This window comes from Mesorhizobium sp. P2_E6, assembly GCF_056403835.1.
Genome location: NZ_JBFUEQ010000007.1, coordinates 331,846 through 358,684, shown reverse-complemented (window position 1 = coordinate 358,684; position 26,839 = coordinate 331,846). Strand labels below are relative to the sequence as shown.

30 protein-coding genes are annotated in these 26,839 nt (G+C 64.1%); 24 read left to right on the top strand and 6 right to left on the bottom strand.

The window, feature by feature from the left end; translation table 11 throughout:
• Nucleotides 1-15 precede the first annotated feature (15 nt).
• Nucleotides 16-726 carry a helix-turn-helix transcriptional regulator gene (locus tag AC1D08_RS20120; RefSeq protein WP_477398453.1) on the top strand — a complete coding sequence of 237 codons (711 nt, stop codon included), beginning with the start codon at nucleotides 16-18 and terminating at the stop codon, nucleotides 724-726.
• Nucleotides 723-1,493: a helix-turn-helix transcriptional regulator gene (locus AC1D08_RS20115; protein ID WP_457151607.1), complete on the top strand. Its 771-nt coding sequence runs from the start codon at nucleotides 723-725 to the stop codon at nucleotides 1,491-1,493. Before AC1D08_RS20120 ends, AC1D08_RS20115 begins: the two co-directional genes overlap by 4 nt.
• A gap of 46 nt (nucleotides 1,494-1,539) precedes the next feature.
• Here the strand turns inward: AC1D08_RS20115 and AC1D08_RS20110 are convergent, their stop codons facing one another.
• Genes AC1D08_RS20110 through motA form a run of 6 tightly spaced genes read right to left on the bottom strand, consistent with a single transcriptional unit; the run spans nucleotide 1,540 to nucleotide 6,379 of the window.
• Nucleotides 1,540-1,977: a hypothetical protein gene (locus AC1D08_RS20110; RefSeq protein ID WP_457151606.1), complete on the bottom strand. Its 438-nt coding sequence runs from the start codon at nucleotides 1,975-1,977 to the stop codon at nucleotides 1,540-1,542.
• The gene (gene flhB / locus AC1D08_RS20105) at nucleotides 1,974-3,056 is read right to left on the bottom strand and encodes a flagellar biosynthesis protein FlhB (protein ID WP_095084498.1); all 1,083 of its coding nucleotides are present in this window, start codon (nucleotides 3,054-3,056) and stop codon (nucleotides 1,974-1,976) included. The genes AC1D08_RS20110 and flhB overlap by 4 nt, the downstream gene beginning before the upstream one ends.
• A 9-nt stretch (nucleotides 3,057-3,065) precedes the next feature.
• Nucleotides 3,066-4,076 (bottom strand): flagellar motor switch protein FliG, encoded by a 1,011-nt coding sequence (locus tag AC1D08_RS20100; RefSeq protein WP_457151605.1) that lies wholly within the window; start codon nucleotides 4,074-4,076, stop codon nucleotides 3,066-3,068.
• A gap of 43 nt (nucleotides 4,077-4,119) precedes the next feature.
• Nucleotides 4,120-4,506: a flagellar motor switch protein FliN gene (gene fliN / locus AC1D08_RS20095; RefSeq protein ID WP_457151604.1), complete on the bottom strand. Its 387-nt coding sequence runs from the start codon at nucleotides 4,504-4,506 to the stop codon at nucleotides 4,120-4,122.
• Nucleotides 4,507-4,523: 17 nt separating this feature from the next.
• Nucleotides 4,524-5,471, bottom strand: a complete 948-nt coding sequence (locus AC1D08_RS20090) for a FliM/FliN family flagellar motor switch protein (protein ID WP_457151603.1) — start codon at nucleotides 5,469-5,471, stop codon at nucleotides 4,524-4,526.
• A 32-nt stretch (nucleotides 5,472-5,503) separates the two neighbouring features.
• Nucleotides 5,504-6,379, bottom strand: a complete 876-nt coding sequence (gene motA / locus AC1D08_RS20085; protein WP_095084502.1) for a flagellar motor stator protein MotA — start codon at nucleotides 6,377-6,379, stop codon at nucleotides 5,504-5,506.
• Nucleotides 6,380-6,525: 146 nt separating this feature from the next.
• Here motA and AC1D08_RS20080 point away from each other — a divergent pair, with 146 nt between their 5' ends.
• The 22 genes from AC1D08_RS20080 to AC1D08_RS19975 all read left to right on the top strand — a co-directional run bounded on the left by AC1D08_RS20080 (nucleotide 6,526) and on the right by AC1D08_RS19975 (nucleotide 26,677).
• Nucleotides 6,526-7,647: a DUF1217 domain-containing protein gene (locus tag AC1D08_RS20080; protein ID WP_457151602.1), complete on the top strand. Its 1,122-nt coding sequence runs from the start codon at nucleotides 6,526-6,528 to the stop codon at nucleotides 7,645-7,647.
• A gap of 7 nt (nucleotides 7,648-7,654) precedes the next feature.
• Entirely contained in the window at nucleotides 7,655-8,377 is a 723-nt protein-coding gene (flgF, locus tag AC1D08_RS20075; protein ID WP_457151601.1) for a flagellar basal-body rod protein FlgF, read from the top strand.
• A 3-nt stretch (nucleotides 8,378-8,380) separates the two neighbouring features.
• Nucleotides 8,381-9,799, top strand: coding sequence for a flagellar protein export ATPase FliI (gene fliI / locus AC1D08_RS20070; protein WP_457151600.1), 1,419 nt, complete (start codon nucleotides 8,381-8,383; stop codon nucleotides 9,797-9,799).
• Complete coding sequence (locus tag AC1D08_RS20065; protein WP_457151599.1) at nucleotides 9,780-10,649, top strand: hypothetical protein; 870 nt, start codon at nucleotides 9,780-9,782, stop codon at nucleotides 10,647-10,649. The genes fliI and AC1D08_RS20065 overlap by 20 nt, the downstream gene beginning before the upstream one ends.
• Before the next feature lie 83 nt (nucleotides 10,650-10,732).
• On the top strand, nucleotides 10,733-11,113 hold the full coding sequence (gene flgB, locus AC1D08_RS20060) for a flagellar basal body rod protein FlgB (protein ID WP_095084506.1): 381 nt from the start codon (nucleotides 10,733-10,735) through the stop codon (nucleotides 11,111-11,113).
• A 2-nt stretch (nucleotides 11,114-11,115) separates the two neighbouring features.
• Nucleotides 11,116-11,532 carry a flagellar basal body rod protein FlgC gene (gene flgC, locus AC1D08_RS20055; RefSeq protein ID WP_457151598.1) on the top strand — a complete coding sequence of 139 codons (417 nt, stop codon included), beginning with the start codon at nucleotides 11,116-11,118 and terminating at the stop codon, nucleotides 11,530-11,532.
• On the top strand, nucleotides 11,532-11,858 hold the full coding sequence (gene fliE / locus AC1D08_RS20050; RefSeq protein ID WP_457151597.1) for a flagellar hook-basal body complex protein FliE: 327 nt from the start codon (nucleotides 11,532-11,534) through the stop codon (nucleotides 11,856-11,858). The genes flgC and fliE overlap by 1 nt, the downstream gene beginning before the upstream one ends.
• 11 nt (nucleotides 11,859-11,869) lie before the next feature.
• Nucleotides 11,870-12,658 (top strand): flagellar basal-body rod protein FlgG, encoded by a 789-nt coding sequence (flgG, locus tag AC1D08_RS20045; RefSeq protein ID WP_095084509.1) that lies wholly within the window; start codon nucleotides 11,870-11,872, stop codon nucleotides 12,656-12,658.
• 5 nt (nucleotides 12,659-12,663) lie between these two features.
• Entirely contained in the window at nucleotides 12,664-13,200 is a 537-nt protein-coding gene (flgA, locus tag AC1D08_RS20040; RefSeq protein ID WP_477423808.1) for a flagellar basal body P-ring formation chaperone FlgA, read from the top strand.
• Nucleotides 13,197-14,438, top strand: coding sequence for a flagellar basal body P-ring protein FlgI (locus AC1D08_RS20035; RefSeq protein WP_457151594.1), 1,242 nt, complete (start codon nucleotides 13,197-13,199; stop codon nucleotides 14,436-14,438). The genes flgA and AC1D08_RS20035 overlap by 4 nt, the downstream gene beginning before the upstream one ends.
• Before the next feature lie 3 nt (nucleotides 14,439-14,441).
• On the top strand, nucleotides 14,442-15,026 hold the full coding sequence (locus AC1D08_RS20030) for a MotE family protein (protein ID WP_457151593.1): 585 nt from the start codon (nucleotides 14,442-14,444) through the stop codon (nucleotides 15,024-15,026).
• Nucleotides 15,023-15,730 (top strand): flagellar basal body L-ring protein FlgH, encoded by a 708-nt coding sequence (flgH, locus tag AC1D08_RS20025; RefSeq protein WP_457151592.1) that lies wholly within the window; start codon nucleotides 15,023-15,025, stop codon nucleotides 15,728-15,730. The genes AC1D08_RS20030 and flgH overlap by 4 nt, the downstream gene beginning before the upstream one ends.
• Before the next feature lie 19 nt (nucleotides 15,731-15,749).
• Complete coding sequence (locus AC1D08_RS20020) at nucleotides 15,750-16,244, top strand: flagellar basal body-associated FliL family protein (RefSeq protein ID WP_457151591.1); 495 nt, start codon at nucleotides 15,750-15,752, stop codon at nucleotides 16,242-16,244.
• Nucleotides 16,241-16,972, top strand: a complete 732-nt coding sequence (gene fliP, locus AC1D08_RS20015) for a flagellar type III secretion system pore protein FliP (RefSeq protein WP_457151590.1) — start codon at nucleotides 16,241-16,243, stop codon at nucleotides 16,970-16,972. The genes AC1D08_RS20020 and fliP overlap by 4 nt, the downstream gene beginning before the upstream one ends.
• Nucleotides 16,973-17,205: 233 nt before the next feature.
• Nucleotides 17,206-18,207: a flagellin N-terminal helical domain-containing protein gene (locus AC1D08_RS20010; RefSeq protein ID WP_095084515.1), complete on the top strand. Its 1,002-nt coding sequence runs from the start codon at nucleotides 17,206-17,208 to the stop codon at nucleotides 18,205-18,207.
• 279 nt (nucleotides 18,208-18,486) lie between these two features.
• Nucleotides 18,487-19,554, top strand: coding sequence for a flagellin N-terminal helical domain-containing protein (locus tag AC1D08_RS20005; RefSeq protein WP_477228051.1), 1,068 nt, complete (start codon nucleotides 18,487-18,489; stop codon nucleotides 19,552-19,554).
• A 135-nt stretch (nucleotides 19,555-19,689) separates the two neighbouring features.
• Nucleotides 19,690-21,336, top strand: a complete 1,647-nt coding sequence (fliF, locus tag AC1D08_RS20000) for a flagellar basal-body MS-ring/collar protein FliF (protein WP_477423805.1) — start codon at nucleotides 19,690-19,692, stop codon at nucleotides 21,334-21,336.
• 3 nt (nucleotides 21,337-21,339) lie between these two features.
• Entirely contained in the window at nucleotides 21,340-21,966 is a 627-nt protein-coding gene (locus AC1D08_RS19995) for a hypothetical protein (RefSeq protein ID WP_457150808.1), read from the top strand.
• Nucleotides 21,963-23,363 (top strand): MotB family protein, encoded by a 1,401-nt coding sequence (locus tag AC1D08_RS19990; RefSeq protein WP_457150809.1) that lies wholly within the window; start codon nucleotides 21,963-21,965, stop codon nucleotides 23,361-23,363. Before AC1D08_RS19995 ends, AC1D08_RS19990 begins: the two co-directional genes overlap by 4 nt.
• Entirely contained in the window at nucleotides 23,360-24,739 is a 1,380-nt protein-coding gene (locus AC1D08_RS19985) for a chemotaxis protein MotC (protein ID WP_457150810.1), read from the top strand. The genes AC1D08_RS19990 and AC1D08_RS19985 overlap by 4 nt, the downstream gene beginning before the upstream one ends.
• Nucleotides 24,736-26,160: a flagellar hook-length control protein FliK gene (gene fliK, locus AC1D08_RS19980; protein ID WP_457150811.1), complete on the top strand. Its 1,425-nt coding sequence runs from the start codon at nucleotides 24,736-24,738 to the stop codon at nucleotides 26,158-26,160. Before AC1D08_RS19985 ends, fliK begins: the two co-directional genes overlap by 4 nt.
• A complete protein-coding gene (locus AC1D08_RS19975; RefSeq protein ID WP_457150823.1) occupies nucleotides 26,090-26,677 on the top strand; it encodes a transglycosylase SLT domain-containing protein in 588 nt (195 codons plus the stop codon). Before fliK ends, AC1D08_RS19975 begins: the two co-directional genes overlap by 71 nt.
• Nucleotides 26,678-26,839: the final 162 nt, after the last annotated feature.

The following is a 26,839-nucleotide window of genomic DNA, read 5'->3' as shown; positions in this document are numbered from 1 at the left end:
CCAAAAGCAACAAGAATGAGCAGTCCCGCCGCGCTTCTTCAATCCGATACATTGGGCTCGCGCCTGACGTCGCGCGGTGATCTCACAAGCTTTTTCATGCAGCTGACCGCCGAGATCGGCGCCGACAGCTATATGCTGGTTGCCATTGTCCACGACCAGGACCGCAACGATGCTCGCATCGTTTCGTCCAACTGGATTTTCGACGCCATCGAGCTGATCGGCAAGCGGCTGATCGCCGGGCTTGCACAAGGCGCGCTCACCGTTGCGCCCGGCATCCGCCCGAGACCGCTGGTGGCATCGCAAGCGCCCGAGACGAACGGGTTGATCACCGGCGAGGAGGCCCGCCTTCTCGATGTGCTCGGTCATGCCGAGGTCTATTCACTCAAGCTTAATGTCGGCCGCCAGCGCCTGTTCGCTCTGTTCTCGGCAGCGACTGCCGGCAGCATCGACCAGCCGGCGCTGATGAGGGCGCAACTGAAATGCTGCTATGCGCTCTCGCACATCCCGCAGCTGATTGCCGCCGCCGCCATGCAGGATCCGCTGTCGGACCGCGAGCGCGAATGCCTGTTCTGGGTCTCCGAAGGCAAGACCACCGACGAGGTCGCCGTCATCCTTGGCGTCTCCTCCAACACCGTCAACAGCTACATCACCCACGCCATCCAGAAATTCGCGGCCAGCAACCGCGCGATGGCCATCGCCACGGCGATCAGGAGCGGCATCATTTGAAACAGGCCGATATCAAGGAGGCTGCCGAAGCCCTTTTCAACGAGCAGCGCAACCCGTTCGGCGCCTTCTCGCTCGGCTCCGAGACCCATCACGCCGTCACCATTCCAGACGCCGTGCGCCGCTGCCGATGGATCGCTGTCGACATCAACGCCTCGGCCTTCGGCCTGTTCTTCGTCAGCCCGTCGGCCGAACGGGCACGGCTCGTGCCTTGCCTCGATTCCGACTATCCCGGCGTTGCGGTGGCGACCAAGTTCATTTCAGGTGCCAATGGCGAGGAAATCGTGCGCCACACCCGCAACTCGACGGAACCGCGCTGGTGGACCGACGACGGCATCGCCGCCATGGCGGAGACGTTCGGCAATCTCGCCTGGACCGAGCAGATGGCACCGCTGGCGCCTGGCACGAGCGGCATCGCCTTCCCCGTCCATGCCGAGCGTGGGCAATGCGGCCTTGTCGTCTTCCTGGGGTCCGAGATCGTCCTGCCGCAGGACGCGCTCTACGAGATCCATGCCCGCTGCTTTTCGCTGTTTGCCGCTGTCGCCCTCATGCGCCCAAGCGATACCGGCCGCATGCGCGCGATTTCCAAGCGCGAGCTCGAATGCCTGAAGCTGACCGCCAATGGCAACACCAGCGAGGAGATCGCGCGGCTGCTGAAGCTTTCGGTGCACACCGCCAACCAGTACCTGACCCAATCCACCCAGAAGCTCAACGCGGTCAACCGCAACCAGGCGGTGGCCAAGGCGTTGCGGCTGGGGCTTATCGAATAGGGCAAATTCGTGGGTCTTTCAGCCGCAGCTCGGAAGCGGCCGATGTTCAGCGAAAGGCCAGCGGCTCGACCCTGCGGATGCGCGCTTGTTCGATCACCGCCTCGAGCAGGGCCGTGTTGTGCTCAGGGTCTTCGCCCGGCTTCTCGAACGAGACATAGTTGACCACCACGGAAGCACCGTGCTCGCTCAGCGTCAGCTGGAAATAGACGGTGACACCCGGCGGCCTCAGCTCCAGATCGAGCACGATGCGCGGGCTGCCGCTCCAGTCGACATGCGCCTCGCCGCCATGGCCGAGCCGCAGCGTACCCGGCATGAAAAACAGCTCCACCGCCGAATCGACCAGATCCGACAGGCACGCGAAATGCTCCAGCCGGATGAAGGCGATGTAGTCGGCGACATCGATCAGCCGGAGTTCCCCCACCACTTGCTCGATGGCGCTGGCGACGATGATCTCGCGGGAGTTTGCGTGCGGTTGCCGGTTCATGAAATCTGTCTGCGCTCAGCCTTTTTCGAGTAGACGACCCGCACCAGTTCGGCGACGGCCTGATAGAATTGCGACGGGATCACATTATCGACCGAAACTTGCTTGTACATGGAGCGGGCGAGCGCCACGTCCTCGAAGATCGGGATGTTGTGTTCCCGCGCGATCTCGCGGATTTTCAGCGCCACCAGATCCTGCCCCTTGGCCAGTACGATCGGCGCCGAATCTTCGTCGCGCACATATTTCAGCGCAATCGAGAAGTGGGTCGGGTTGGCGATGATCAGCGTCGCGCGCGGCACCGCCGTCATCATCCGTTTGCGCGCCCGGTCGCGCGCCAGCGAGCGCAGCCGCGACTTGACGATCGGGTCACCCTCGGACTGCTTGAACTCGTCCTTGACCTCCTGCTTGCTCATGCGCAGGTCCTGCTTCCAGTGGAAGCGCGACCAGACGATGTCGACCGCCGCGATCAGCCCCATGACGAAAACGATCGCCACCAGGATGTCGACGGCGATGCCACGGATGACGAGGCCGAACGCAACCGGATTGGTAATCATGCCGGCGAGCAGCTTACGGTGGTCTTCCGACAGCGTGAAGCTCAGCACGACGATGGCGAAACCGACCTTGCCGAGAGACTTCAGGAACTCGACCCAACCCTGAATGCCGAACAGCCTGTTCCAGCCCTTGGCAATCGAGATGCGCGAGAGTTGCGGCCGGATCCGCTCGCCGACGAATTGCGGCATGTTCTGGAACACCGAGGCGCCGACACCGGCAACGCTCAACAGCACCAGCAGGCTGACGATGGCGCGGCCCACCTCCAGGAGGACGATCTTGTAGAGTGCGATGACGTCGGTCTCGGTGTCCATCGGCCAGGCTTCCGGCTTCTCCAGGAACATCGACAGAAACATGCCGAGATCGATGATGGCGTCCTTGGCGTAGAAGACGGTGAACACCAGTATGGCGACGAAGGATGCCAGCAGCGCCGTCTCCCGCGAATGGGGCAGCTTGCCCTGTTCGATGGTGTCGCGGATCTTCTTTTCCGTCGCCTCTTCGGTTTTAGAATCCTTGTCGACCGCGTCAGCCATGTCGCGGTCTTAGGCGGCGTTCTGGGTCGAGGGAAGTTCGAAGGCGCCTTCGCGCGACAGCCGGATCGTCGTTGACACGATCGACTTGCGCGCTGCCATGATGTCGGCAAGGGCAACGCCCTCCGACCCTTGTCCGAGCTCGGCTTCGATCATGCGCCGCGACCGCGCGCCGATCGCCGACAGCGCCGCCTCGGCAAGCGCGGCCGAAGTGCCGCGCAAGGCCAGCGTGACCAGTTCGGTCGACAGCCCGTCGAACAGCAGCACCCGCGCTTTCTGGGTCAGCAGCGGCAAATCGTCGAAGGCGAACAGGCGAGCGCGGACGCCGTCGAGATCGGGCGTGCCGGCGGCCTCCAGGTCCTGCATGACCTCCTCGAGCAGCGGCTTGTCCAGTTCGTTGAGAACACTGGCGACGCGCGCCTGCCCGGCCGAAGTGTCCTTGGTCGAGGTTTCCGTCAGCACGCTGCTGCGCAGCCGGTTTTCGACGATCCTGGTGGCAGCGTCCGGAACATTAGCCATCGTCACCATGCGCTTGATGATTTCGCCGCGCGTCGGCTTGGTTAGCGTCAGGAGCACGCTCGCCGCCGCTTGCGGCGCCAGCTTCGACAGCACCATGGCCGCGGTCTGCGGATGTTCGCCGGCCAGGAAGGCGCCAAGCCGCGCCGGTTCGAGCTTTTCGAGCTCGGGCCAGATCGGCAGCGGGGCTTCCGGCGCGACCTCGAATTTCTTGTCGCCCATGATCGCGCTCATCTCTTCGGGCGAGAGCGATTCATTGAGGATTGTGTCCATCCTGTCGGCCGAATCGAGCAGTCCCGCCCCTTCGGTGAACTCGGCCTCGAACTCGGCGACGATGCGCTCTAGATCGCTTTGCGGAATGGTCCGCAGCAGCCGGGCGCCCTCGATCAGCGCCTTCAATTCTTCCTGCTTGAAGAATTTCAAGAGACGGCTGGCCGACGGTTTGCCCATCGCCACCAGTATGGCGGCCGCCTTCTGCGCTCGGGTCAAGGTCACCGGCGTCGTCATGCCTCTCGCCTCCGCTGCCACCGGCAAGCCCCGCAATCCATGTCTAGGCGCCCTTCGTGCCGGCGATGATTTCGGTCAGCCTGATGCCGAAGCGCGACGGATCGCTTTCCAGCACGGTGATCTCGCCGCGTGCGATCTTGCGGCCGTTGACCACGACGTCGACAGGTTCGCCGATGCGCCGGTTGAGCCCCACCGTCGAACCTTTCTGCAGCGCCATCAGGTCGGAGACCGGCATCTCGGTGCTGCCGAGGATGATCTGGACATCGACGGGGATGTTCATGATGACGCTTGAATTGGCTGATGAAGCGGCTCTGAACGCCGCGTCCGGGCGCTGTTCCTCTTCATGCAGGACCCCGCGCAATTCTTCGATGGCGCGGTCGAGCTGCTCGTCGGGCTGGTCGAGGTCGGCTTCCGCCTTGGTCTGGGCCATGAATCGTCTCCAAATGCTCAGGCGCGTCCGGCGGCAGCCGGCATCAGCCCGTCGATAAAATCCTGCCCGGCATCGTAGGGATGCCTGATTCGGACGGTGTAATTCTGACCCAGTTTGCCGAACTCGCATACGAACAGGGTCTTGCCGCGCGCGCTGAGACGCGCCTGCGACTGTGCCGTTTCCTCGAATTCGATGACCTGGCCGATTTCGAAATCGGCAAGGTCGCCGAGTGTCAGTCGTGCAAGCGGCATGGTGGCCTCTAGTGCCACCGTCGATCGCATCACTTCTTCCGAAAAGCGCGCGCGCCAGCTGGCGCTGTGATCGTCCTGGCTGACACCGGCGGCGCTATCGCGGCTGGCCAGCACGATACGCTGCGGCATCGTCACCGTGACGGTGCCGCTATCGGCCGGCGTCGAGATGCCAAAGACGATGCGGACTGCAGCGCCGTCGCGCAGCACGTGCCGTTTTGCTTCGGTGCCCGACATCGCCCGCGACACGGGCAGGCGCAGATCGAGCGAGCGCCGTCCGGATCCGTTCAGGGCCTGTGCGACCTGCTGGAACACCATGGTCGAGACATCGACCTCGATCTGCGACAGATCGCGCTCGATAGGCGATGCCGGCATCTCCGGGTCACCGCCGAACAGCGTAGAAACCGTGATTGCGATCGCCGGCGCATCGATCACCACGGTCATGGCATCGGACGACGTGGCTGATGCGACGATGGTCATGGCAAACGTATCGCCGGCATGCGAGCGCGCTTCCGCGACGCGGCTGATCTCGACGGTCCTGAGATCGACGGTGACCGGCACGCCAAGCTCACTGGTCAGGCTCTTCTGCAGCAGCGGCGCGGCGCGCTCGGCCATGCCCCGGCCGGTGCCGATGACCTGGGCGGCCTCGCCGCTGTCGCCGACCAGGCGCTCGATAATCAGCGAGCGGGCTTCCGAGGGGCTTCCCGGGCTTGTCATGACAATGCTGGGACCGATCTCTGGCGCATCGTTCAGGCAGCCTTCTTCTCGGCGGTGCCGGTGTTCATCGTGCTCTGCTCGACGGCGTCGATCGTTGGCCGCTCATAGGACGAGATGGTCTTGCGGCCAAACTCGATCGCCACCTGCGGCAGTGCGCCGTTCATGTAGGCCAGCAGCGTCTGCTTGACGATGATGTAGAGGCGGTTGTTCTTCTCGCGCACGGTCTTGATCTTGGTGGCGACCGGCCCGACCACCGCATAGGAAAGGAAGATGCCGAGGAAGGTGCCAACCAGGGCCGCGCCAATCAGGCCGCCGAGGATCTCAGGCGACTGGTCGAGCGCGCCCATCGCCTTGACCACGCCAAGCACGGCGGCGACGATGCCGAGCGCGGGCAGGCCGTCGCCGACCGCCACCATCGCGTGATAAGCCTTCATCTTGTCGGACTTGATGGTCTGGATTTCCTCGTCCATCAGCGCCTCGATCTCGTGCGAGCGGGCATTGCCGATGATGATGATGCGGCAGTAATCGCAGATGAAATTCATCAAATCGTGGTTCTTGAGCACGGTCGGAAAGGCCTGGAAGATCGCCGATTCCTCCGGATTGTCGATATGCGCCTCGACCTCGCTGCGCGATTTTGAGCGCAGCTCGCGCATCAGGCTGTGCAGCACGCCGAGCGTTTCGAGGTAGTTCTGTTCCTTCGGCACCGCCTGCTTGAACGCCTCGAGGATGGCCTTGCCGGTATCCTTGACCGTCTTCATCGGATTGGCGACCAGAAACGTGCCGAACGCGGCGCCACAGATGACCACGGCTTCCCACGGCTGGACCAGCACATGAAGATGGCCGCCCATGGCCATGAAGCCGCCAAGCACGCAGCCGAGCGTTACCACCAGTCCAATCAGAATGCCCACAACAGGTCCTTCCGCATTTCACATCGGAAGCAAGGGATAGCCCTCGTGCCTTGTGTGAGGCTTGAATCGAAGCCGCGGATCCGATTCAGTTTCGCGCAAGGAAGTGGGGGTATTGTGCCGGCATAGCTTCGGCCGGAGGCACGTCTTTGCTTAATACCTTTACCAGCTACCAGCTCATCACCAAGGACATCTCGAAGTCGCTCGACAGGATCGAGCAGCAGCCCGTCGTTGACCGCGATACCAAATATTATCTCGCCAACATCACCAAGGTGAAATCGATCGACGATTTCGTCAAAAATGACCGGTTGTTCAAATATGCCATGAAGGCCTACGGCCTCGAGAACATGGACTACGCCAAGGCCTTCATGGTCAAGGCGTTGAAGGAAGGCGTCTCCGATCCCAACAGCTTTGCCAACAAGTTGACCGACAAGCGCTACGCCGAGTTCGTCAGCGCCTTCAACTTCGCCGCCAACGGCGCCGATGCGACCATCTACAACAAGACGCAGCAGATGGTGACCAAGAACTACGCCACGCAGGCGGCAATCGCCGGCCTCGATCCGAACTCCGACTATGTGAAGGGCGAGACGACATATTATCTCGCCAACATCACCAAGGTGAAGTCGATCGACGATCTGATGTCGAACAACCGGCTCTACACCTACGCCCTCGCGTCATTCGGCCTCGACGCGGCGACGCAGGACAAGGATCTCATCAAGCGGGTTCTGCAGGGCGGCGTCCGCGACCCCGACAGCGTCGCCAACAAGATGACGGACAAGACCTACGCAGCACTCGCCTCGGCTTTCAATTTCGAAGCCAATGGCGCGAGCGCCACCACCATCGTTTCGGCGCAGCAGCCGACCGTCGACAAGTACATGCGCCAGACGCTCGAAGAGGATGCCGGCAACACCAACCAGGGCGTACGGCTGGCGCTCTATTTCGATCGCAAGGCACCGACCATCACCAGTTGGTACGACGTGCTGGCCGACACTGCCCTTGCCAGCGTCGTGCGCACCGCGCTCGGGCTGCCCGATTCCTTCGCCACCGCCAACATCGACAAGCAGGCGCAGCTGTTCGAGCAGAAACTCGACATCTCGGATTTCACCGATCCCGAGAAGCTCGGCAAGTTCCTGACCCGCTTCACCAGCATGTACGAGATAAACAACCCGACCTCATCGGCGGTCAGCTCGGCCAGCGTGCTGTTTGCCCAGCCGATCACGGTCGGCATCTCCACCGACCTGATGATGGCCATGCAGAAATTGAGGTTCTGAGACCATCATGCGGGACAGCCTGTACGTCGCCCTTTCCTCACAGATCGCGCTCGAGCGCCGCCTCGACACGATCGCCGACAACGTCGCCAACGCCTCGACGGTCGGCTTTCGCGCTACCGGCGTGAAATTCGAGGATGTCGTCTCCGGCACCGGGCCGAAGTCGGTATCCTTCGCGTCTTCGGGCAAGACCTATCTTTCCGGCGCGCACGGCGCCTTGACCGAGACCGGAAATCCGTTCGATTTCGCCGTCCAGGGCGATGCCTGGTTCGCCATCGATACGCCGGTCGGCACCGTCATGACCCGCGACGGGCGCTTTTCGATGAATGAGAATGGCGAACTGATGTCGATCGAGGGCCACCCGGTGCTCGACGCCGGCGGTACCCCGATCCAGCTCGACCCCCGCAACGGTCCGCCCAAGGCCGGGGCCGACGGTTCGCTGCGCCAGAACGATCAGCTTGTCGGCTCCATCGGCCTCTACAATTTCGATCCCGGCGAGAATTTCGTCCGCTACGGCAATTCCGGGATCATTCCGGCGCGCACGCCGGAGCCGGTCACCGATCGCTCCGATACCGGCATCGCCCAGGGTTTTCTCGAAGAATCCAACGTCAATCCGGTGCTGGAGATCACCCGGCTGATCCAGGTGCAGCGCGCGTTCGAAAACACCGCGGCCCTGATGCGGCAGACCGACTCCTCCACCGACGAGGCGATCAAGACGCTCGGCTCGAAATAGTCCATGTCGCTCGACCAGCCATCCCTGCGCGCACCCGAAAGACAGCTCCAGCCGGCTCCCGAAGACCGGCTTGCCGCGCTGGAACGGGTATGGCGACGTTTCGCCGGCACCGAAGCGCTGCTCAAGCGCGGCGGCCGCGTCGTCGAAGTGACGTCCACGCACTACAAGGTGCGCGGCCTTTCCGACTTCGCCAGGCTGGGCGACATTGTCGAACAGCGCGGCCATGCCGGCGCACGCCGTGGCGAGATCGTCAAGATCAGCCGTGACGAGGTCGTCGTGGCACCCTTCGAACGCAGCGCCGATGCCGGCATCGGGGATGCCGTGTTCCGCCGCGGCCCGCTCGCGGTGGCGCCGCATGCCTCGTGGCGCGGCCGCACCATCGACGCGCTCACCAGGGCGATCGATGCCGGCCCCTCACTGGTCAGGGGTGACGACACGCCGAGCGGCGCCCGGACCACGCCCGGCGCCATGGCCCGGCAGCGCGTCGGCACCGCCTTCATGACCGGCGTCAAGGTCATCGACATCTTCACGCCGCTTTGTTTCGGCCAGCGCCTCGGCATCTTCGCCGGCTCCGGCGTCGGCAAGTCGACGCTGCTCGCCATGCTTGCCGGCGCCGACGCCTTCGATACCGTCGTCGTGGCGCTGATCGGCGAACGCGGCCGCGAAGTCCGTGAATTCCTCGAGGATACGATCGGCGACAGCATGGACAAGACCGTCGCCGTCGTCGCCACCAGCGACGAGAGCGCCATGATGCGCCGGCGTGCGCCCGACACCGCCATGCGCGTCGCCGAGCATTTTCGCGACCAGGGCCACCGCGTGCTTCTGGTGCTGGATTCGATCACCCGCTTCGCCCATGCCTTGCGCGAGGTGGCGACGGGAACCGGCGAGCCGCCGGTCGCCCGCGGCTATCCCGCTTCAGTGTTCACCGAACTGCCCAAGCTGCTCGAGCGCGCCGGACCGGGCGCCGAAGGCCCCGGGGTTGAAGGCAGGGGATCGATCACCGCCATCATTTCCGTGCTGGTCGACGGCGACGACCACAACGACCCGGTCGCCGACTCCGTGCGTGGCATCCTTGACGGCCATGTCGTGCTCGACCGTGCGATCGCCGAACAGGGCCGCTATCCGCCGGTCAATCCGCTGTCGTCCATATCGCGTCTTGCCGGCAAGGCCTGGAGCGCCGAACAGCGCGCGCTGGTGACGAGGCTGAAGTCGATGATCGCCCGCTTCGAGGACACGCGCGACATCCGTTTGCTGGGCGCCTATCAGGGCGGCGTCGACGCCGAGCTCGATATTGCCGTGCGCCAGGTGCCGCTGATCTACGAGGCGCTGACGCAATCGCCCAAGGACCGTCCGTCCGCCGAACCGTTCTCCGATCTCGCCCGTCACCTCAAGGGTAAGCTGAATGCCGATGCAGGAGACTGAACGCCAGTACACCGAGCGTATCCTGCGCGAGATGATCGCGGAGGCCAACGCTGCGGAACAAGCCAGGGCTGACGAAGCCAGATTTGCCAAGGCAAAGGCTGCCCGCGCCATAGCTGCGAAAGCCGAGGCTGTTCTAGCCCGGGCCGCCAAGCCAATCCTGCCCAGGGCCGCCAAGCCAATCCTGCCGAGGGCTGCCAAAGCCGAGCCTGTTCGGTCCAAGGCTGCTGAGCTCGCTCTGCCCAGGGATCCCCAGGCGGAGGCTGGCGAGATGACCCAAGCCAGCCGCGAGTCGCTGATCGACGGCCTGTTCCCCCGCACCGAATGGCCACAGCCGCCAAAGGCACAGTTTCCCAGGCTGAAAAAACAGTCCGACCGCCGCAGCGATTTCGTTGTTGCCGCGCTCGGCCTCACACTAGGGCTGATCTGCGCCCTGTTTCCTTGGTACATCTTCTTCAACCAGGAACAGTTTGGCGTCCAGGCGATCAAGTTCGGCGGCACCGGCACCAATTCGGGGCGGGCGGGCGGCGGCGTGGTCGCCGAACGCAGCGCGCCGCTGACGGTAAAGGACGTTCCTGCGGCCAATCTCGATCTGTTTGCCACGGGAACGGTGCAGGACGACGCCAATCCCGCGCCTGCGCCCGACGAGCAACCCTTCCCGGCCGACGCCGCGAAATTCCGCATGGTTCATGTCGCCAACGGCCGCGCCATGATCGAGGACGATGCCGGACTATGGATGGTCCAGCGGGGCTCGATATTGCCCGACTCCAGCCAAGTGTCTTCCATCGAGCAGCGCAACGGCAAATGGGTCATGGTCACCAGCACCGACCAGGTGATCGAACTCTCCAGGTAACGCCCCGTCTCGCGCGTCCGGTCATCCGCAAGGTCCGCGCAAGACTGGCGGCCTAGTCTTCGGGAACCCGCCCGGAGATTCCCATGGAGCCCGTTTCCCTTTTCGACCTCGCCGCCAAGCAAGCGCAATGGCTTGCCGTGCGCCAGTCCGCTATTGCCGGCAACATCGCCAACGCCAACACGCCGGGCTACACGGCAAACGATGTCGAGCCGTTCGAAAAAGTGCTCGACCGCACCGCGGTGTCGCTGCAGGCCACGCAGGCCGGCCATCTCGGCAACGCCGCGACCAATGCCGGCTTCACCGTCAAGCCGCAGGAAGATGACGGCGTTGTCATGCCGTCCAAAAACTCGGTCGTGCTGGAAGATCAGCTGATGAAGGCCGGCGAAGTGCGCCGCTCCTTCGAGCTCAACACGGCGATCGTCAAGGCGTTCCATTCGATGATGATGATGGCGGTGAAGAGCTGACCATGGACGCGCTGATCTCAGCCCTAAAAGTCGCAGCGTCCGGCCTCGGCGCCCAATCGGAGCGCTTGCGTGTGGTTTCGGAAAACCTGGCCAACGCCCAGTCGACCGGCACAACGCCAGGGTCCGATCCCTATCGCCGCAAGACCATCAGCTTCGTCTCCGAGCTCGACCGGACCTCCGGCAGCTCGACTGTCCAAGTCAACTCGATCGATCGCGATCCCAGTGACTTTCCCGTCGAGTTCCAACCCGGCAACGAGGCCGCCGACGACAAGGGTTATGTCAAGATGCCCAACGTCAACGTGCTGATCGAAATGGCCGACATGACCGAGGCCAACCGTTCCTACGAAGCCAATCTCCAGGTCGTCAAGCAGGCGCGCGACTTGATTTCCATGACCATCGACCTGATGAGGAACCAGTAATGATCAGCGGCATCGGAGCCCTTCAGTTCAAGTCCTCGGTCGGTGGCGACGACGCGGTGACAAGCCTGCTCCAGGGCGGCGCGCCCCCCTCGGCCGGCGGCAATATCGGCACCTCCTTCGCCGAGGCGCTGAGCCAGGCGGCCTCCAAGACCGTCAGCACGATGGCGAATGCCGAGCAGGTATCGGTGCAGGCGCTCAAGGGCGACGCCGACACCCGTCAGGTGGTCGACGCCGTGATGAGCGCGCAGCAGGCGCTGCAGACCGCCGTCGCCATCCGCGACAAGGTGGTTTCCGCCTATCTCGAAGTCAGTCGAATGGGCATCTGAGGAACTCCGCCATGAAAGCACTCGCCATCGCCGCCACTGGCATGAATGCCCAGCAGACAAACCTGGAAGTCATCGCCAACAACATCGCCAACATCAACACCACCGGCTACAAGCGTGCACGCGCCGAATTCTCCGACCTGCTGTACCAGGTCGACCGCACGCAGGGCGTGCCCAACCGCTCCAATACCTCGCTGGTGCCGGAGGGCGTCTCGATCGGCCTCGGCGTCAAGACGACGGCCGTGCGCAACGTCCACACCCAGGGCGAACTGACCAGCACCGGCAACAGTTTCGACCTGGCGCTGACCGGCAGGGGCTGGTTCCAGATCGAAGGCGCCGACGGCGGTACGCTCTACAGCCGCGCCGGCGCCCTCAACACCAACGCCACCGGACAGCTGGTGACGGTGGACGGTGCCAGTGTCATTCCGGCAATCACCGTTCCCACCGACGCCGTTGAGGTCATCGTCAACAAGACCGGCCAGGTCTTCGCCCGCATCGATGGCCAGGCTGACCTGCAGAACCTCGGCCAGATCCAGATCGCCAATTTCGCCAACGAGGCGGGTCTCGCCCCGCTCGGCGACAATCTGTTCCAGGAAACCACGGCTTCCGGGCCGGCGAATGTCGGCGTGCCGGGCGATCCCGGCTTTGCCACCATCCAGCAGGGCTATCTCGAGGCCTCCAACGTCGACCCGGTCAAGGAAATCACCGAGCTGATCTCGGCGCAGCGCGCCTATGAAATGAACTCCAAGGTCATCCAGGCCGCCGACGACATGGCCTCGGTCGTTTCCAAGAACATCAGGTAGGGATGATGGCCATGCCGATCTCCTGCTCCGCATTCCGCCGCACCGCGCTTGTCCTTGCGCTGGTGGCCGGCTGCATGCCGGCTTTCGCCCAGGAATCGGCAGATCAATCGGCGGACCAGTCGGCCACTCAGATCGCCAGCAACCAACCTGCCGGCGAGGTTGTGTTGATCCCCAACCGGGTTATTTATCCCGGCGAGACCATCGAGCTTGGCGCGCTCAAGCGTGTGACCCTGATCGCCGGCAAGCACAAGCCGGACGCGGTCGCCACCCGGGCCGAGGAACTCGACGGCAAGGTCGCCAAGCGCACGCTTCTTCCCGGCCGCTACATCCCCTCCGCCGCCGTCCGTGAGGCCTGGCTGGTCGAACAGGGTGCGTCCGTGCAGGTCTTCTTCATCGCCGGCGGATTGACGATCTCGGCCACCGCGGTGACGTTGCAGCCGGGTTCCGCCGGCGACCTTGTCAAGGTCCGCAACGTCGACAGCGGCAAGATCCTGTCCGGCACGGTGATGGCGGATGGGACCATCCAGGTCAGCGCTTCATGACGCGCGGACTTGCTCTGATCCTCGCAGCCGTGCTCGGCCTGCAGCCGGCGCTGGCCGACGGCCTGACGCCCAAGGCCAAGCGCGAGCTCGCCGCCAAGAATGGCGGCGTCTACGACGATCCCGAATACAATCCGGCCACCACCAGCCGCATGTTCCGGGTTTCGTCGGGGCCGAGTTCGCTGCCGCCGGGCCAGGTCGCCTCGCGCATCAAGGACATCGCCCAGCTGCAGAGTTCGCGCGACAACCAACTGGTCGGCTACGGCCTGGTCATCGGGCTTGCCGGGTCGGGCGACAGCCTGCGCAACTCGCCGTTCACCGAACAATCGATCCGCGCCATGCTCGAAAATCTCGGCATCGCCACCGAAGGCGGCAGCGCACGCGCCAAGAATGTCGCCGCCGTCATCGTCACCGCCAACATGCCGCCCTACGTGCAGTCCGGCGCCCGCATCGACATCGACGTCTCCTCGATGGGCGATGCCACCTCGCTCGCCGGCGGCACGCTGATCATGACGCCTTTGAAGGCGGCTGACGGCGAGATCTATGCCGTCGGCCAGGGCTCGGTCATCGTTTCCGGCTTCACCGCCAAGGGACAGGCCGAGCAGCTGACGCAAGGCGTGCCGACTTCCGGCCGTGTGCCGAACGGCGCCATCGTCGAGCGCGCGGTCCAGGCCGAGTTCGACGATCAGGCGACGCTGACCCTGCAATTGCGCAACCCCGACTTCTCGACCGCCATTCGCATCGCCGACGCCATCAACGACTACACCAGCCAGCGCTTCGGCGCGCGGGTTGCGGCCGAGCGCGATTCCCGCACCGTGCAGATCAGGAGGCCGAAGGGTGTTTCGGCGGCCCGCTTCTATGCCGAGATCGAAAACCTGGTGGTCGAATCCGACACGCCGGCCCGCGTCGTCATCGACGAGCGCACCGGCACCATCGTCATCGGCAACGACGTCAAGATCTCGCGGGTTGCCATCAGCCACGGCACGCTCACCGTGCGCATCACCGAAGCGCCGCGCATCGTCCAGCCCGAGCCTTTCTCCAGGGGCGAGACGGCCGTCGAGCCGTTCACCGCGATCGACGCCAGCCGGCCCGATGCCCGCGTCGCCGTGCTTGACGGACCCGATCTCGAAACGCTCGTTTCCGGCCTCAACCGTCTCGGCGTCAAGCCGGACGGAATCATTGCCATTCTGCAGGGCATCAAGTCGGCCGGCGCCCTGCAGGCCGACCTGGTTCTGCAATAGGCGATGCCGATGACGCGCTCCCTCTCACGCCAAGAAAGACGCCGCGCCGCCGCAATCCTGTTCGCGGCCAGTGTTGTCGCCATGTCCTTAGTCGCCAGCACGGCGCGCGGCGAAGAAAAGGTTCGCCAGGTCCTGCCGGGCGCGCCGGCGGCCGAGACACCGCAGCATTTGACGCGGGAAAAGGCGCCGGATCAAAGTGAGATCGAGCGCTTCTGCTCCAACATCGCCGACGCCGCCCGCGACCGCCGCTATGCCTTGCAGGCGGAAGAGATGAAGCAGCTGCAGGCCGGCATCGACCAGCGCATGAAGGCGCTGGAGGAGAAGCGGGCCGAATACGAGACCTGGCTGAAGCGGCGCGAGGTTTTCCTGGCCCGGGCCGAAGACGGCGTCGTCCAGATCTATGCCGGCATGAAGCCCGACGCCGCCGCCGAGCGGCTGGCCATCGTCAACGCCGACCTGGCGGCGGCCATACTGATGAAGCTCGATTCACGCAAGGCGAGCGTCATCCTCAACGAAATGGACCAGAAGGCGGCGGCGACGCTCACCGGCATCATGGCCAGCGCAGCCCGAAGGGTAGATCCGTCATGATCCGCAAGATGCTCGTCGTATGCGCGGTCGCCGGGCTGTCCGGTTGCGGGACCAACCTGAAGGAGGTCGGCAAGGAGCCGGCTTTGTCCCCGGTCGGCTCCGGCATCGATGGCGGCAACACCTCGTCCCTATATCGTTATCCGCAAACGCCGCCGACGCCGGTCAAGAAATTCTCCTTGTGGGATGACCGCCAGAGCCGGCTGTTCACCGACCCGCGGGCGCTGTCGCAGGGCGACATCCTGACCGTCAAGATCAAGATCAACGACAGGGCCAACTTCAAGAACCAGAACGACAGGAGCCGCACCGCCAACCGCAAGCTCGGCTACGACCTCAGCGCGCAATGGGACAAGTGGAGCACAGCCGGCAAGGGCGCCGGCGCTCTCACCTCCACCACGGACACGACGGCCGACGGCGAGATCAAGCGCTCGGAAACGCTTGAACTCAATGTCGCGGCCATCGTCACCGATGTCCTGCCGAACGGCAATTTGATGATCACGGGATCGCAGGAAGTGCGCGTCAACGCCGAGCTCAGGGTGTTGACCCTCGCCGGTATCGTGCGGCCGGCCGATATCGGCGCCGAGAACACCATTCCCTACGAACGCATCGCCGAAGCCCGCATCTCCTACGGCGGGCGCGGCCGCATCACCGAGGTCCAGCAACCTGCCTACGGCCAGCAGATTCTCGACCAGGTCCTTCCGTTCTAGGATTGGGGAACACGGCACCGTGGCAAACGTCGAACAGGTCCAGCCGCGCAAGGGTCCCTCCTTTGCCATCCAGGCCGTCATGCTGCTGGTTGTGACCGCGGCCGCCATCGGCATGGGCTGGATGTCCGGCGGCTATCTCAAGGGCGTCGGGGCACCGGCGTCGGTGCCGGTCGCGCCCGAGAACGAAGGCAAGACCGCACAGCCCGCCGGGGCCGGTGAGCCAGGCGTGGGGCCGATGCTCGTCGTGCTCGCGCCGATCACCACCAACATCGCCTCGCCTGCCGATACCTGGATCAGAATGGAAGCGTCTGTCGTCTATGACGGGCCGCAGCCCCAGTCCATGACGGATGACATCCACCAGGACCTTCTGGCCCTGGTGCGCACCTTGAAGATGCATCAGATCGAGGGTGCCAGCGGTTACCAGCACCTGAAGGCAGATCTTGAGGAACGCGCCTCGATCCGCAGCCAGGGTCACGCCAAGCAGATTCTTATCAGGACATTGCTGCTCGAATGAGAAAGTTCCTTCTCGCCACGGCGATGGTCGCCGCCGCCACCTCCGTCGCGGCGGCGCAGCAACTCGATCTCGGCGGCATCGGCAAGGCCGATGGCACCACCGTCGGCTACATCATCCAGATGTTCGGCCTGCTTACGGTGCTGTCGGTGGCGCCCGGCTTGCTGATCATGGTGACGAGCTTCACCCGTTTCGTCATCGCCTTCTCGATCCTGCGCGCCGGCATCGGCCTGCAGTCGACGCCCGCCAACCTCATTCTCATTTCACTGTCGCTGTTCATGACCTTCTATGTCATGGCGCCGACCTTCGATCAGGCCTGGAACACCGGCGTCAAGCCGCTGATGGACAACCAGATCACCCAGACAGTAGCCTTCGACAAGATTTCGGATCCATTCCGCACCTTCATGCTGCGCAATGTGCGCGACAAGGATTTCGACCTCTTCGCAGATCTCGCCCGCGAGCGCGGCCAGACCGTTTCGCGCGACACCGTCGACCTGCGCATCCTGGTGCCCGCCTTCATGATCTCGGAAATCCGGCGCGGCTTCGAGATCGGCTTCCTGATCGTGCTGCCATTCCTGGTCATCGACCTGATCGTCGCCACCATCACCATGGCGATGGGCATGATGATGCTGCCGCCGACGGTGGTGTCGCTGCCGTTCAAGATCCTGTTCTTCGTCCTGATCGACGGCTGGAATCTGCTTGTCGGCAGCCTTGTGCGCTCCTTCAACTGAGCGCTGGCAACTGATCCCTGGCGGCTGGTCGCCATCGCGCGTCTCCAGCGCAGAATTCAAGCAATATATTTTCGATTAACCGTCCGGTTTAGCCCTTTGGTAGGGACTTGCCCGCATATTCGCTCGCAGATGGCGGGTGATCGATTTCGAAGATCATTGGCATGATGCCGCACCGTCATACCGGGAGGCCCGGTATGTCAAAAAAACACCTGTAAAATCAAGGTACGAGTACCATGTCCAGCATCATGACGAACTCCGCCGCGTTGACGGCCCTGCAGAGCCTTAACGCCACCAGCAAATCCCTCCAGGACACCCAGGCGCGCATCTCGACCGGTTACCGCGTTTCGCAGGCCTCGGACAACGCCGCCTATTGGTCGATCGCCACCACGATGCGCTCAGACAACCAGGCAATGTCCACCGTTTCGGACGCACTCGGCCTCGGCGCTTCGAAGGTCGACACCGCCTACACCGGCATGAACAGCGCGATCTCCACCATCAACCAGATCAAGGCCAAGCTGCTGGCATCCTACGGCCAGACGGACGCCTCGAAGGAAAAGACCCAGGTCGAAATCGCCGCCCTTCAGGACCAGATGAAGTCCTTTGCCACCGGCGCCACCTTCTCAGGCACCAACATGCTGTCCGTAGACAGCGGCGCAACAGCCACGACGGCGGCCGATGTGAAGATCCTTTCGGCCTTCAACCGTGACGCCGCCGGTGCGTCTTCGATCTCGACGATCGACGTCAAGGTGGAAAACATCAAGCTCTATGAAGCTGGTACCACCGCGACACTCAACAAGGGCATCCTGGACTCGCAGCGCACGGGCTCCACCGGTGTGGCCACCCTCACGGCCGTTGCCGTGACCCTGGGCGCCGCCGCAACGGCCACCGACACTTACTCGGCCGCCAGCCTGAAGATCTTCGACACCGCAACGGGCAAAGCCGCGGGCGACGATCAGATCAAGCAGATGATGACCGTCATCGACTCCGCGCTCGCCGACATGACCAACGCCGCCACCACGCTCGGCGCCGCCAAGAGCAGTATCGACCTGCAGAAGACCTTCACCTCCGACCTGATGGACTCCATCGATCGCGGTGTCGGCCAGCTCGTCGATGCCGACATGAACAAGGAATCGACCCGTCTGCAGGCCCTGCAGGTCCAGCAGCAGCTCGGCGTCCAGGCGCTGTCGATCGCCAACGGTTCGTCGCAGTCGATCCTGTCGCTCTTCCGCGGCTAATCGCCTTCGCCTGATCACAGTTCGCACTAAACATCGGGCCGCGCCAAAAGCGCGGCCCGATTTGCGTTTGCTCGACTTGCCCTTGCAAGCCTCGCACAATGCTCGTTCCTTAACTCTCAAAGGCCAGCTTTTAACAGGCTGTTAACCATGCCGCGCTAGTTATGGTTAACCAATAGCTTACGACCGTTGGCGAATCGGTCCGACCGGCACGATGCCACCCGTTGAACAGGCCTGTCCGGCATGTCTGAGCATGTCGGTTTTTGAGAAGGAGCGACTTTCTTGGCGAGCATCATGACAAACGCTGCGGCGTTAACCGCACTTCAAAGCCTCAGCGCCACCAACAAGTCACTCGAACAGACGCAGGCTCGCATCTCGACGGGCTATCGGGTCTCGCAGGCCTCGGACAACGCCGCCTACTGGTCGATCGCCACCACGATGCGCTCGGACAACTCGGCCCTGTCGACGGTGCAGGATGCACTCGGCCTCGGCGCCTCGAAAGTCGACACCGCCTACACCGGCATGAACAATGTGCTGACCACGATCGGCCAGATCAAGACCAAGCTGCTTTCGACCGTCGGCCAGACGGATGCCGCCAAGGCGAAAACCCAGACCGAGATCAATGCGCTTCAGGCGCAGATGAAGTCCTTTGCCGATGCGGCGACCTTCTCAGGCTCGAACTTCCTTGCGGTAACCTCCAAGCAGACTGCCGTCCCCAATGATGGCGTCCAGGCCGACTCCCAGATCGTGTCCTCGTTCAATCGCTCCTCGTCGGGCGCCGTCTCGATCGGAACGATCGACATCGATGTCGAGGGCACCAAGCTTTTCGACTACGGCCTTGCCACCGAGGTCAAGAATCGCGGCACCCTCGATCGCCAGACTTCGATTTATGCCACGGGAGCCGCCCAGACCCTGTATGACAACGCCTATGCGACCGCGCTCGCTGGCGGAGCAACGGACATCGCGGCAAACACTGCTGGTCAGGCGGCGGCGGGAGCGGTCGTCCCCAAGGTCGACAACATCTCCGCCTACAACCTCGACATCACCGCGGCCGGCGTAACCGACGACATCATCACCCAGATGGTGACCAGGATCGACAAGGTCATGGCGCAGTTGACCGATTCCGCAACCATCCTCGGTTCGGCCAAGAGCAGCATCGACCTGCAGAAGACCTTCACCCAGAGCCTGATGGACTCCATCGACCGTGGTGTCGGCCAGCTCGTCGATGCCGACATGAACAAGGAATCGACCCGGCTCCAGGCGCTGCAGGTTCAGCAGCAACTCGGCATCCAGTCGCTGTCGATCGCCAACAGCGCTTCGCAGAGCATCCTGTCGCTGTTCAAGAACTAGTCGCGGGCGCCACCGGCACCGTCCTTTTCGCACTCCGATTAACGGGCCGCGCCGCAAGCGCGGCCCGATTTCATTTTCGCACAAGCTTCGAAGACTACTGTTCCGGCGGACAGTCATGCTGGGAGTCGTCGAACCGTGCCGGAACAGATCCAGAGCATCATCTCGAATCTTCGCGGCTTTGGCGTCAAGCGCCTTGCCATGCTGGCTGGCATCGCCGTCCTGGTGATGGGCGTCATCGGCATCGCCTCGGTCTATCTCAACCGTCCCGCCTACGACACGCTCTATGTCGGGCTCGACCGCGCCGACGTGAACCAGATCGGCCTGGTGCTGGGCGAAGCCGGCATCGGCTTCGATGTGGGCGCCGACGGAACCTCGGTGCTGGTGCCGGCCGGCACAACCGCGCAGGCGCGCATGCTGCTTGCCGAAAAGGGCCTGCCGACCAGCGCCAATGCCGGCTACGAACTGTTCGACAATGTCGGCTCGCTCGGCCTCACCTCCTTCATGCAGCAGATCACCCGCGTGCGCGCGCTGGAGGGCGAGATCGCCCGCACCATCCAGTCGATTTCAGGCATCAAGGCGGCGCGCGTCCACATCGTCATGTCCGAACGCGCCAATTTCCGCCGCGACGAACAGCAGCCTTCGGCATCGGTGGTCATCCGCTACGCCGGCATCGACGCCGAGAAGAGCGCCATGTCGATCCGCCATCTCGTCGCCGCCGCTGTCCCTGGCCTGTCGGCCGACAAGGTGACCGTGCTCGATTCCAGCGGCAATCTGCTGGCAGCGGGCGATGATCCTTCCAACACCAGCGCCGCCCGCACGCTCGGTGTCGAGCAGACCGTCGAGGCGCAGATCGGCGACAACATCCGCCGTGCGCTGACGGCCTATCTCGGCCCCGACAACTTCCGCGCCAGCGTCAAGGCCGAGGTCAACACCGACACCCGCCAGACGGAAGAAACCATTTTCGATCCGAATTCACGCGTCGAGCGCTCGGTGCAGTCGGTGCGCGCCAACGAAAACAACAACCAGAAGCAGGCCTCGACGCCAGCCAGCGTCGAGCAGAACCTGCCCGAGACCCAGGCAACCGCCACCGACGGTCCGCAATCCTCCTCGCAGAACGACCGCAAGGAAGAGATCACCAACTACGAGATCAACTCGAAGAAGATCGCCACCGTCTCCAACGGCTACACCGTCACCAAGATGTCGATCGCCGTCGTGGTCAACCAGCAACGCCTGGTGACCATCCTCGGCAAGGACGCCACGCCGGAGCAGATTGCCAAGCGCGTCGCCGAGATCCAGAAGATGGTGACCTCGGCCACCGGCTTCGACGACAAGCGCGGCGACGTCATCGACGTCTCTGCGGTCGAGTTCATCGACGGGCTGGACGGCGAGGCGATCCCGCAGGCTGGGATGCTCGATTCCATCGGCCAGCATGCCGGCACGCTGATCAACGCCGGCGCCTTCATCGTCGTGGTGTTCCTGGTCGCCTTCTTCGGCCTGAGGCCGATGGCGGCGGCGCTGACGGCAAAGGCGACGCCGGCACTTACAGGCCCCAGCTACGAAGACGTCCAACGCTCGCTACCGACACCCGAAGCAAGTGCAAACGCCGAAAGCGCTGGCGTCGGCGCCTTGCCCGGTGCGCGCTCCGGTCCGACACCGCTCGACGATCTTCGCCAGAAGATCAGGCCGGCGCCGCAGGAGCGGCTTGCCCGAATGGTCGACCTCAACGAGGAGCGCACCGCGCAGATCCTGCGCAAATGGGCCGCTCAGGAAGTCGCGGCTTAAACCATGCCCTCCGTAGCCCTTTTCGACCTTCTGCCTGATTTCGGTACCCGCACGCAACGTGTCGGTCAGCCCCGGGCCGCGGCCGATCCCGAACACAAGCCAGACGCGCCGGCACCGCAAGCCGATATCGGCACGCTGATCGCGGAAGCGGTTGCCCAGGCCGAGGCGGCGCTCGAGGCACGCCTGTCGATTGCCCATGAAGCCGCGCTCGAAGCCGAACGCCAGGCCAATGCCGAGGAAGCAAGGGTATTTCTCGAAAGCCTCGGCGACGATGTCGGCAAGGCGGTCTCGTTGCGCATCGATGCCATGGAGGCACGCGTGACCGGGCTGGTCGCGGCCACCGTCGCCCGCATGATCGGCGGCATCGTCAGCGACGATCTGCAGAAACGCTCGATCGAGGCCCTTGCCGGCGCCATACGCGAGGCGGTCGGCGATGCCGAAGCGGTGCGCATCGCCGTGCGCGGCCCGCTCTCGCTGTTCGAAACGCTGAAGGCATCGCTCGGGCCCCGCGCCGCCAATCTCGACTTCACCGAGACACCAGGCTTCGATCTCACGGTCGCCATCGACGAGGCGGTGTTCGAGACACGCATGGCCGAATGGTCGACGACCCTTTCCGAGGTCCTGGCATGAGCGTCGCCGATGCCGGACAGGTTCACCAGGAGATCATCATCGTTCGTCGAGGTCACGACGACCATGACGATGCCCACCATGGCGGCGTCTGGAAGATCGCCTTCGCCGACTTCATGACGGCGATGATGTGCTTCTTCCTGGTCATGTGGCTGATCAATGCCGCCAACGAGCAGACCAAGGCAGCCGTCGCCAGCTATTTCAACCCGGTCAAGCTGGTCGACCGCAATTCGAGCCGCAAGGGTCTGGAGGATCTCGGCGACGGTCCGCGCGCGATGGGGACGACGGCCGACAACCCACAGAAGGCGACCAACAAGGCCGGCCAGGACGGCGATGGCTCCGCGGACCGCAAACAGGAGAAGCAGGAACTGCCGCAGGCGGAACACTCCGACGAGCATCTGTTCGCCGACCCCTACGCGGTGCTGTCGGAAATCGCCACCGATACCGGCGTCATGCAGAATGTCAGCCAGAAGGGCGATGGCGGCGCCCAAGCTGCCGGCCCGGCGACCGGCGCTTCCGGCGGCGCCTCCTATCGCGATCCCTTCGAGCCTGATTTCTGGTCGCAGCAGGTGGCGGCGCCCGGCGCCGAAGCCAGCGCCCAGCGTGCCAAAATCGAGGGCGATGCGCTGAAGCCCGGTGACAAGGTTGCCGAAACGCAAGTGCCCAAGGTCAAGGCCGTGCCACCAGTCGCGGCCGCACCGCTCGAAACGCCGGCAGTGGACACGACCGGCAAGCAAGCCGCGAGCCCCGACGCGGCAACGACGAAGGCCGGCGACACCAAGCCAACAGGCACGAAGCCAAGCGACGCGAAGCCGGGCGACGCGAAGCCGGGCGAGACCAAACCAGACGACACCAAAGCCGCGGACGCAGCCAAGGCCGAGGCCAAGGCGCAAGAGGCCGCCAAGCCCGACACCGGGGAGAAGGCGCCGACCGCCGCCGCCATCAAGGCTGCGGCCGACGTCAAGCGGCAGTTGGCCGATGCCTTCAAGCCCGGCGACAAGCTGCATGACGGCGTCTCGGTGGAAGCCACCGACAAGGGCGTCGTCATCTCGATCACCGACCAGCTCGACTTCGGCATGTTCGAGGTCGGCTCGGCGCTGCCGCGCCGCGAACTGGTGCTGGCGATGGAAAAGATCGGCCGCATCGTCAACAGCCAGAAGGGCACCATCAGCATCAACGGCCACACCGATGCACGGCCATTCCGCAGCGACAGCTACGACAATTGGCGGCTGTCGACGGCGCGCGCGCATTCCGCTTACTACATGCTCGTGCGCGGTGGCGTGGATGAACGCCGTATCACAGAGGTCGCCGGTTTCGCCGACCGCCAGCCGAAGGACCCGGCGAATCCATTGGCGGCTGTGAACCGCCGCATCGAGATCCTGATGGCGGCCGGCGGATGAGGCGGGCGGCCGTCACCAGCCGGTTGATTGGCCTGTTGCTGCTGGCCGGCGGATATCCGTCAGCCGGCTTCGCCCAGGACGCGTTGCAGCCGTATCAGCTGGTGCGCTCGTTGCAGCTCATCCAGGACCGCATCGCCGCTGGCGATCATGCCGCCCTGCCGATGCAGGCCAAGCTGCTCGAGATGGTGGATGCGCGCCTGCGCACGGCGGACGCCGAGGATTTCAAGGATCCCAAGAACTTTCGCGCCCTGCTTGTCTACGGCATGAGCGGCGGCAATCCGGTGACTGTCGAGGCCGCCACGTCGCGCGCCACGACGGACCCACAAAGCCTTGCCGTGGCCAAAGGGGTGATCGACTATCTCAATGGCCGGCCCGGCGAGGCGATCGAAGCGTTGAAGCCGATCGATCCGATGACGCTGCCTCCCGACCTCGGCGCTTTCCTTGCCCTGGTAAAAGGCTCGCTGCTTGCCGGCGACCAGCCGGCTGCGGCGCTCGGTTTGCTCGACGAGGCAAGATTGCTCAGCCCCGGCACGCTGGTCGAGGAAGCAGCACTGCGCCGTTCGGTCGGCATTGCGGGTGCGCAGGGTGACGCGGCACGCTTCGCACGCGCGTCGACCCAGTATGTCGAGCGCTACCTCTATTCGCCCTATGCCAGCCAGTTCGCCGACTCCTTCGTCTCCGGCGTCATCGCGCTGCACATGTCGATCAGCCAGGACAAGCTGGCCGACATCACCTCGATGATGGATCCCGAGCGTGAGAAGGTGATCTATCTGCGCATCGCCCGCCGTGCCGCAATCGACGGTCTGAACGACCTGTCGGCCTTCGCTTCGGCGCGAGCCGAGCAGGGTCGCGACGGCAACACCAACCTGGACGATCCGCGCGCCCTGCTTTACGCCAGTCTTTCCACCGTGACCTCGGGCACCATCGAAGACGTCCGCGCCAAACTCGGCAAGATCGACCGCAGCAAGCTGTCGGAAGGCGACCGCGCCTTGCTCGACGCCGCCCAGGCCATCGCCGGCGAAGTCGTCGCACCGCCCGCCCCCCTCCCCGAGGAAAGGCCAGTTGTCGCGGCCGAGCGGCCGCCAGCGCCTGAAACCGTCGCGGCGCAAGGCGCCGACGCCAGCGGGCTGCCACCCGTCGAAGGCGCCATCGCCGAGCAACCTGCTGTCACTGCAGCCTCCGGCGGACCGGTCGCCAGTGTTCCGGAAACGCCGGCGGCTGCGGTTGCACCTGCCGATGCGGCGACCGTCGTGCAGGCGTCAGCGCCATCGCCCGCGGCCAGTCCCGAGCCCACCGACCCGACCGATGCCGCCATGAACAAAACACGTCGACAGCTCGACCTGATCGACCAGATGCTTGGAGCCGCCCCCAAATGACCACCAGCCTCGGCTCGGCCTTGCCAGGATTTGCCAACGCGCGCGCAACATCGGAGCAACCGGCGGCGAACGGCAAGAAGGACAACGCAGGCTTTGGCAAAATCCTGCATGGCGAGGCCAGTCCGGGCCGCCCGGAACGGCATCCGACGACCGAGGCGGGATCGCGCGAGCAGCGCTGGGGCAAGCTCGCCGCCAACCTTGCCGGGCATGGCGGCAAGGCCGAGCCGACACCGGCCGATCCCGGAAAGATCGTCTCGGCCAAGTTGCCGGCCGTGAAGAGCGGCGAGGACGATTTGGAAGCCAAGGACGATTTGGAAGCGAAGTCGCACAAGGACGATGCCGACGCCGAAGAGACGGCGCCTGACGCGGATGCCGTGCCGCTTCAGGACCATCTGCCGCTGCTGATCGCTTTCCATGACCTGCGCCATTTCTCGACATCGACCAAGGCAAGCGGGCGCGACGCGGCTAACGGCGAGAGCCCAACGGACCCGGCGCTCAACGCGCAGGCTCCGCTCCCAAAAACCTATCGGTCGAAGTCCACGGCCGGAAACGAAATCGTCGAAACCAAGTCGAAGCCTGAGCAGGTGTCGATCGTCGACGGGCCTTTGACAGAGCTTGACGGCCAGCCGCTGGGTGCTGCCGGCATTGCCTCCAGCACGCTGAAGCGTGACACCGTCGTAACAGCCCAGAAGCTGCCGGACGCCACAACCACCGATGTGCCCGGCGTGCAATCGAAACACACCGCGCCGGTGATGAAAAGCATCGAGGATGTCCAGTCCTCGTTACGGCCCGAAGCCGGAAAACAATCCCTGTCCGCCACACGCATCGACGTCGTGTCGCAACAGAGCTTCCCGGCGCCACCGCAAAGTCCCATCAGCCAGGCAGCCCTCAATGTGGTCAACGCCATAGCCGCCGATGGCGGCCCGCAAAAGGCCCTTCCAGCCTCATCCGCGGCCACCCAGCTGGGCAGCCCTGTTGCCGTTCCGACACATGTGTTGAAGATCGAACTTCACCCCGCCGAACTCGGCATGGTGACGGCCAACCTTCGCCTCTCGGGAGAACAACTTTCGATTGAATTGAAGCCCGCAACACACGACGCTTATCGTCGTTTGTCCGCCGACAGCGAGGCCATCGCCAAATCGCTGCGCGGGCTCGGCTTCGAGGTTGACAAGGTTACGATCCTGCAACCTTCGGTAGCGGTTCCTGCTGCAACCCGCACCGATGCGACCGCCCCTTTGCCGAGCGCGTCGGGCCGCGATCCATCATCCTTCCAACCTGGAAACCCGGGCAGCGGCAATGGTGGAGCGGGTGGTCAGCACCCGGGTCAGCAATCCTCAGGAAACCGAAATGATGACGCGCAGGACTACGGCCGCGGCACTTCACCTTCTCGCGAGCGCGCTGGCGGCGATATGTTTATCTAGCGCGGCAGGCGCTGCCGCTGCCGCCACCAACCCTTGCGAGCCGGAGATCCTGCGTGCCGCCGACCGCTATGGCGTGCCGGCCGGCATCCTCTATGCCGTGGGCCTGACGGAGACCGGAAACAAGGGCAGCCTTCAGCCCAACGCTTTGAATATAGAAGGAAAAGCGGTCTTTCCGAGAAGCCGGACCGAGGCCCTTGCCGCCTTCGCCAACGCCCGGCGCGAAGGCAAGACGCTCATCGATCTGGGCTGCATGCAGATCAACCATCACTACCACGCGTCGCATTTCCGCAGCGTCGAGGACATGCTCGATCCGCGTCAGAACGTCGACTATGCGGCGCGCTTCCTGGCCAGCCTCCATGCCCGTCACGAGACCTGGTCGATGGCAGTCGCCCGCTATCATGCCGGTCCCGACAACGATCCGGCGCAGAAGATCTATGTCTGCCGCGTCATTGCCAACATGGTCGCCACCGGCTTTGGAAAATGGACCGCGAACGCCCGCGGCTTCTGCAACCCGTAGGCGTATCTTCGGCATCCAATACGCCGTTCGCGCCGTCCCGGGTTGTCGCTTTGACTTGGCCGGAACTTGCCGCCGAAAGCATATCTGGTTGCAGGCTAATGCAACCGGCGCGATTCCAGACTCCCAAGAAACTAGCTACAAGAAATGACGGTTGTTCAGGAT

Excerpts from the sequence above, each read along its gene's own strand:
- fliN (WP_457151604.1), bottom strand. The coding sequence starts at position 4,506 with ATGGCCCAGACCAAGGCGGAAGCCGACCTCGACCAGCCCGACGAGCAG.
- AC1D08_RS19995 (WP_457150808.1), top strand. The coding sequence starts at position 21,340 with ATGCCCTCCGTAGCCCTTTTCGACCTTCTGCCTGATTTCGGTACCCGC.
- AC1D08_RS19975 (WP_457150823.1), top strand. The coding sequence starts at position 26,090 with ATGACGCGCAGGACTACGGCCGCGGCACTTCACCTTCTCGCGAGCGCG.
- AC1D08_RS20100 (WP_457151605.1), bottom strand. The coding sequence starts at position 4,076 with ATGACGACGCCGGTGACCTTGACCCGAGCGCAGAAGGCGGCCGCCATA.
- fliK (WP_457150811.1), top strand. The coding sequence starts at position 24,736 with ATGACCACCAGCCTCGGCTCGGCCTTGCCAGGATTTGCCAACGCGCGC.
- AC1D08_RS20090 (WP_457151603.1), bottom strand. The coding sequence starts at position 5,471 with ATGACAAGCCCGGGAAGCCCCTCGGAAGCCCGCTCGCTGATTATCGAG.
- flgC (WP_457151598.1), top strand. The coding sequence starts at position 11,116 with ATGGACGCGCTGATCTCAGCCCTAAAAGTCGCAGCGTCCGGCCTCGGC.
- AC1D08_RS20065 (WP_457151599.1), top strand. The coding sequence starts at position 9,780 with ATGCCGATGCAGGAGACTGAACGCCAGTACACCGAGCGTATCCTGCGC.
- flgB (WP_095084506.1), top strand. The coding sequence starts at position 10,733 with ATGGAGCCCGTTTCCCTTTTCGACCTCGCCGCCAAGCAAGCGCAATGG.
- AC1D08_RS20035 (WP_457151594.1), top strand. The coding sequence starts at position 13,197 with ATGACGCGCGGACTTGCTCTGATCCTCGCAGCCGTGCTCGGCCTGCAG.
- flgH (WP_457151592.1), top strand. The coding sequence starts at position 15,023 with ATGATCCGCAAGATGCTCGTCGTATGCGCGGTCGCCGGGCTGTCCGGT.
- flgA (WP_477423808.1), top strand. The coding sequence starts at position 12,664 with ATGGCCATGCCGATCTCCTGCTCCGCATTCCGCCGCACCGCGCTTGTC.
- flhB (WP_095084498.1), bottom strand. The coding sequence starts at position 3,056 with ATGGCTGACGCGGTCGACAAGGATTCTAAAACCGAAGAGGCGACGGAA.
- flgG (WP_095084509.1), top strand. The coding sequence starts at position 11,870 with ATGAAAGCACTCGCCATCGCCGCCACTGGCATGAATGCCCAGCAGACA.
- fliI (WP_457151600.1), top strand. The coding sequence starts at position 8,381 with ATGTCGCTCGACCAGCCATCCCTGCGCGCACCCGAAAGACAGCTCCAG.
- AC1D08_RS20010 (WP_095084515.1), top strand. The coding sequence starts at position 17,206 with ATGTCCAGCATCATGACGAACTCCGCCGCGTTGACGGCCCTGCAGAGC.
- AC1D08_RS19990 (WP_457150809.1), top strand. The coding sequence starts at position 21,963 with ATGAGCGTCGCCGATGCCGGACAGGTTCACCAGGAGATCATCATCGTT.
- AC1D08_RS20120 (WP_477398453.1), top strand. The coding sequence starts at position 16 with ATGAGCAGTCCCGCCGCGCTTCTTCAATCCGATACATTGGGCTCGCGC.
- fliE (WP_457151597.1), top strand. The coding sequence starts at position 11,532 with ATGATCAGCGGCATCGGAGCCCTTCAGTTCAAGTCCTCGGTCGGTGGC.
- AC1D08_RS20110 (WP_457151606.1), bottom strand. The coding sequence starts at position 1,977 with ATGAACCGGCAACCGCACGCAAACTCCCGCGAGATCATCGTCGCCAGC.
- fliP (WP_457151590.1), top strand. The coding sequence starts at position 16,241 with ATGAGAAAGTTCCTTCTCGCCACGGCGATGGTCGCCGCCGCCACCTCC.
- flgF (WP_457151601.1), top strand. The coding sequence starts at position 7,655 with ATGCGGGACAGCCTGTACGTCGCCCTTTCCTCACAGATCGCGCTCGAG.
- AC1D08_RS20030 (WP_457151593.1), top strand. The coding sequence starts at position 14,442 with ATGCCGATGACGCGCTCCCTCTCACGCCAAGAAAGACGCCGCGCCGCC.
- AC1D08_RS19985 (WP_457150810.1), top strand. The coding sequence starts at position 23,360 with ATGAGGCGGGCGGCCGTCACCAGCCGGTTGATTGGCCTGTTGCTGCTG.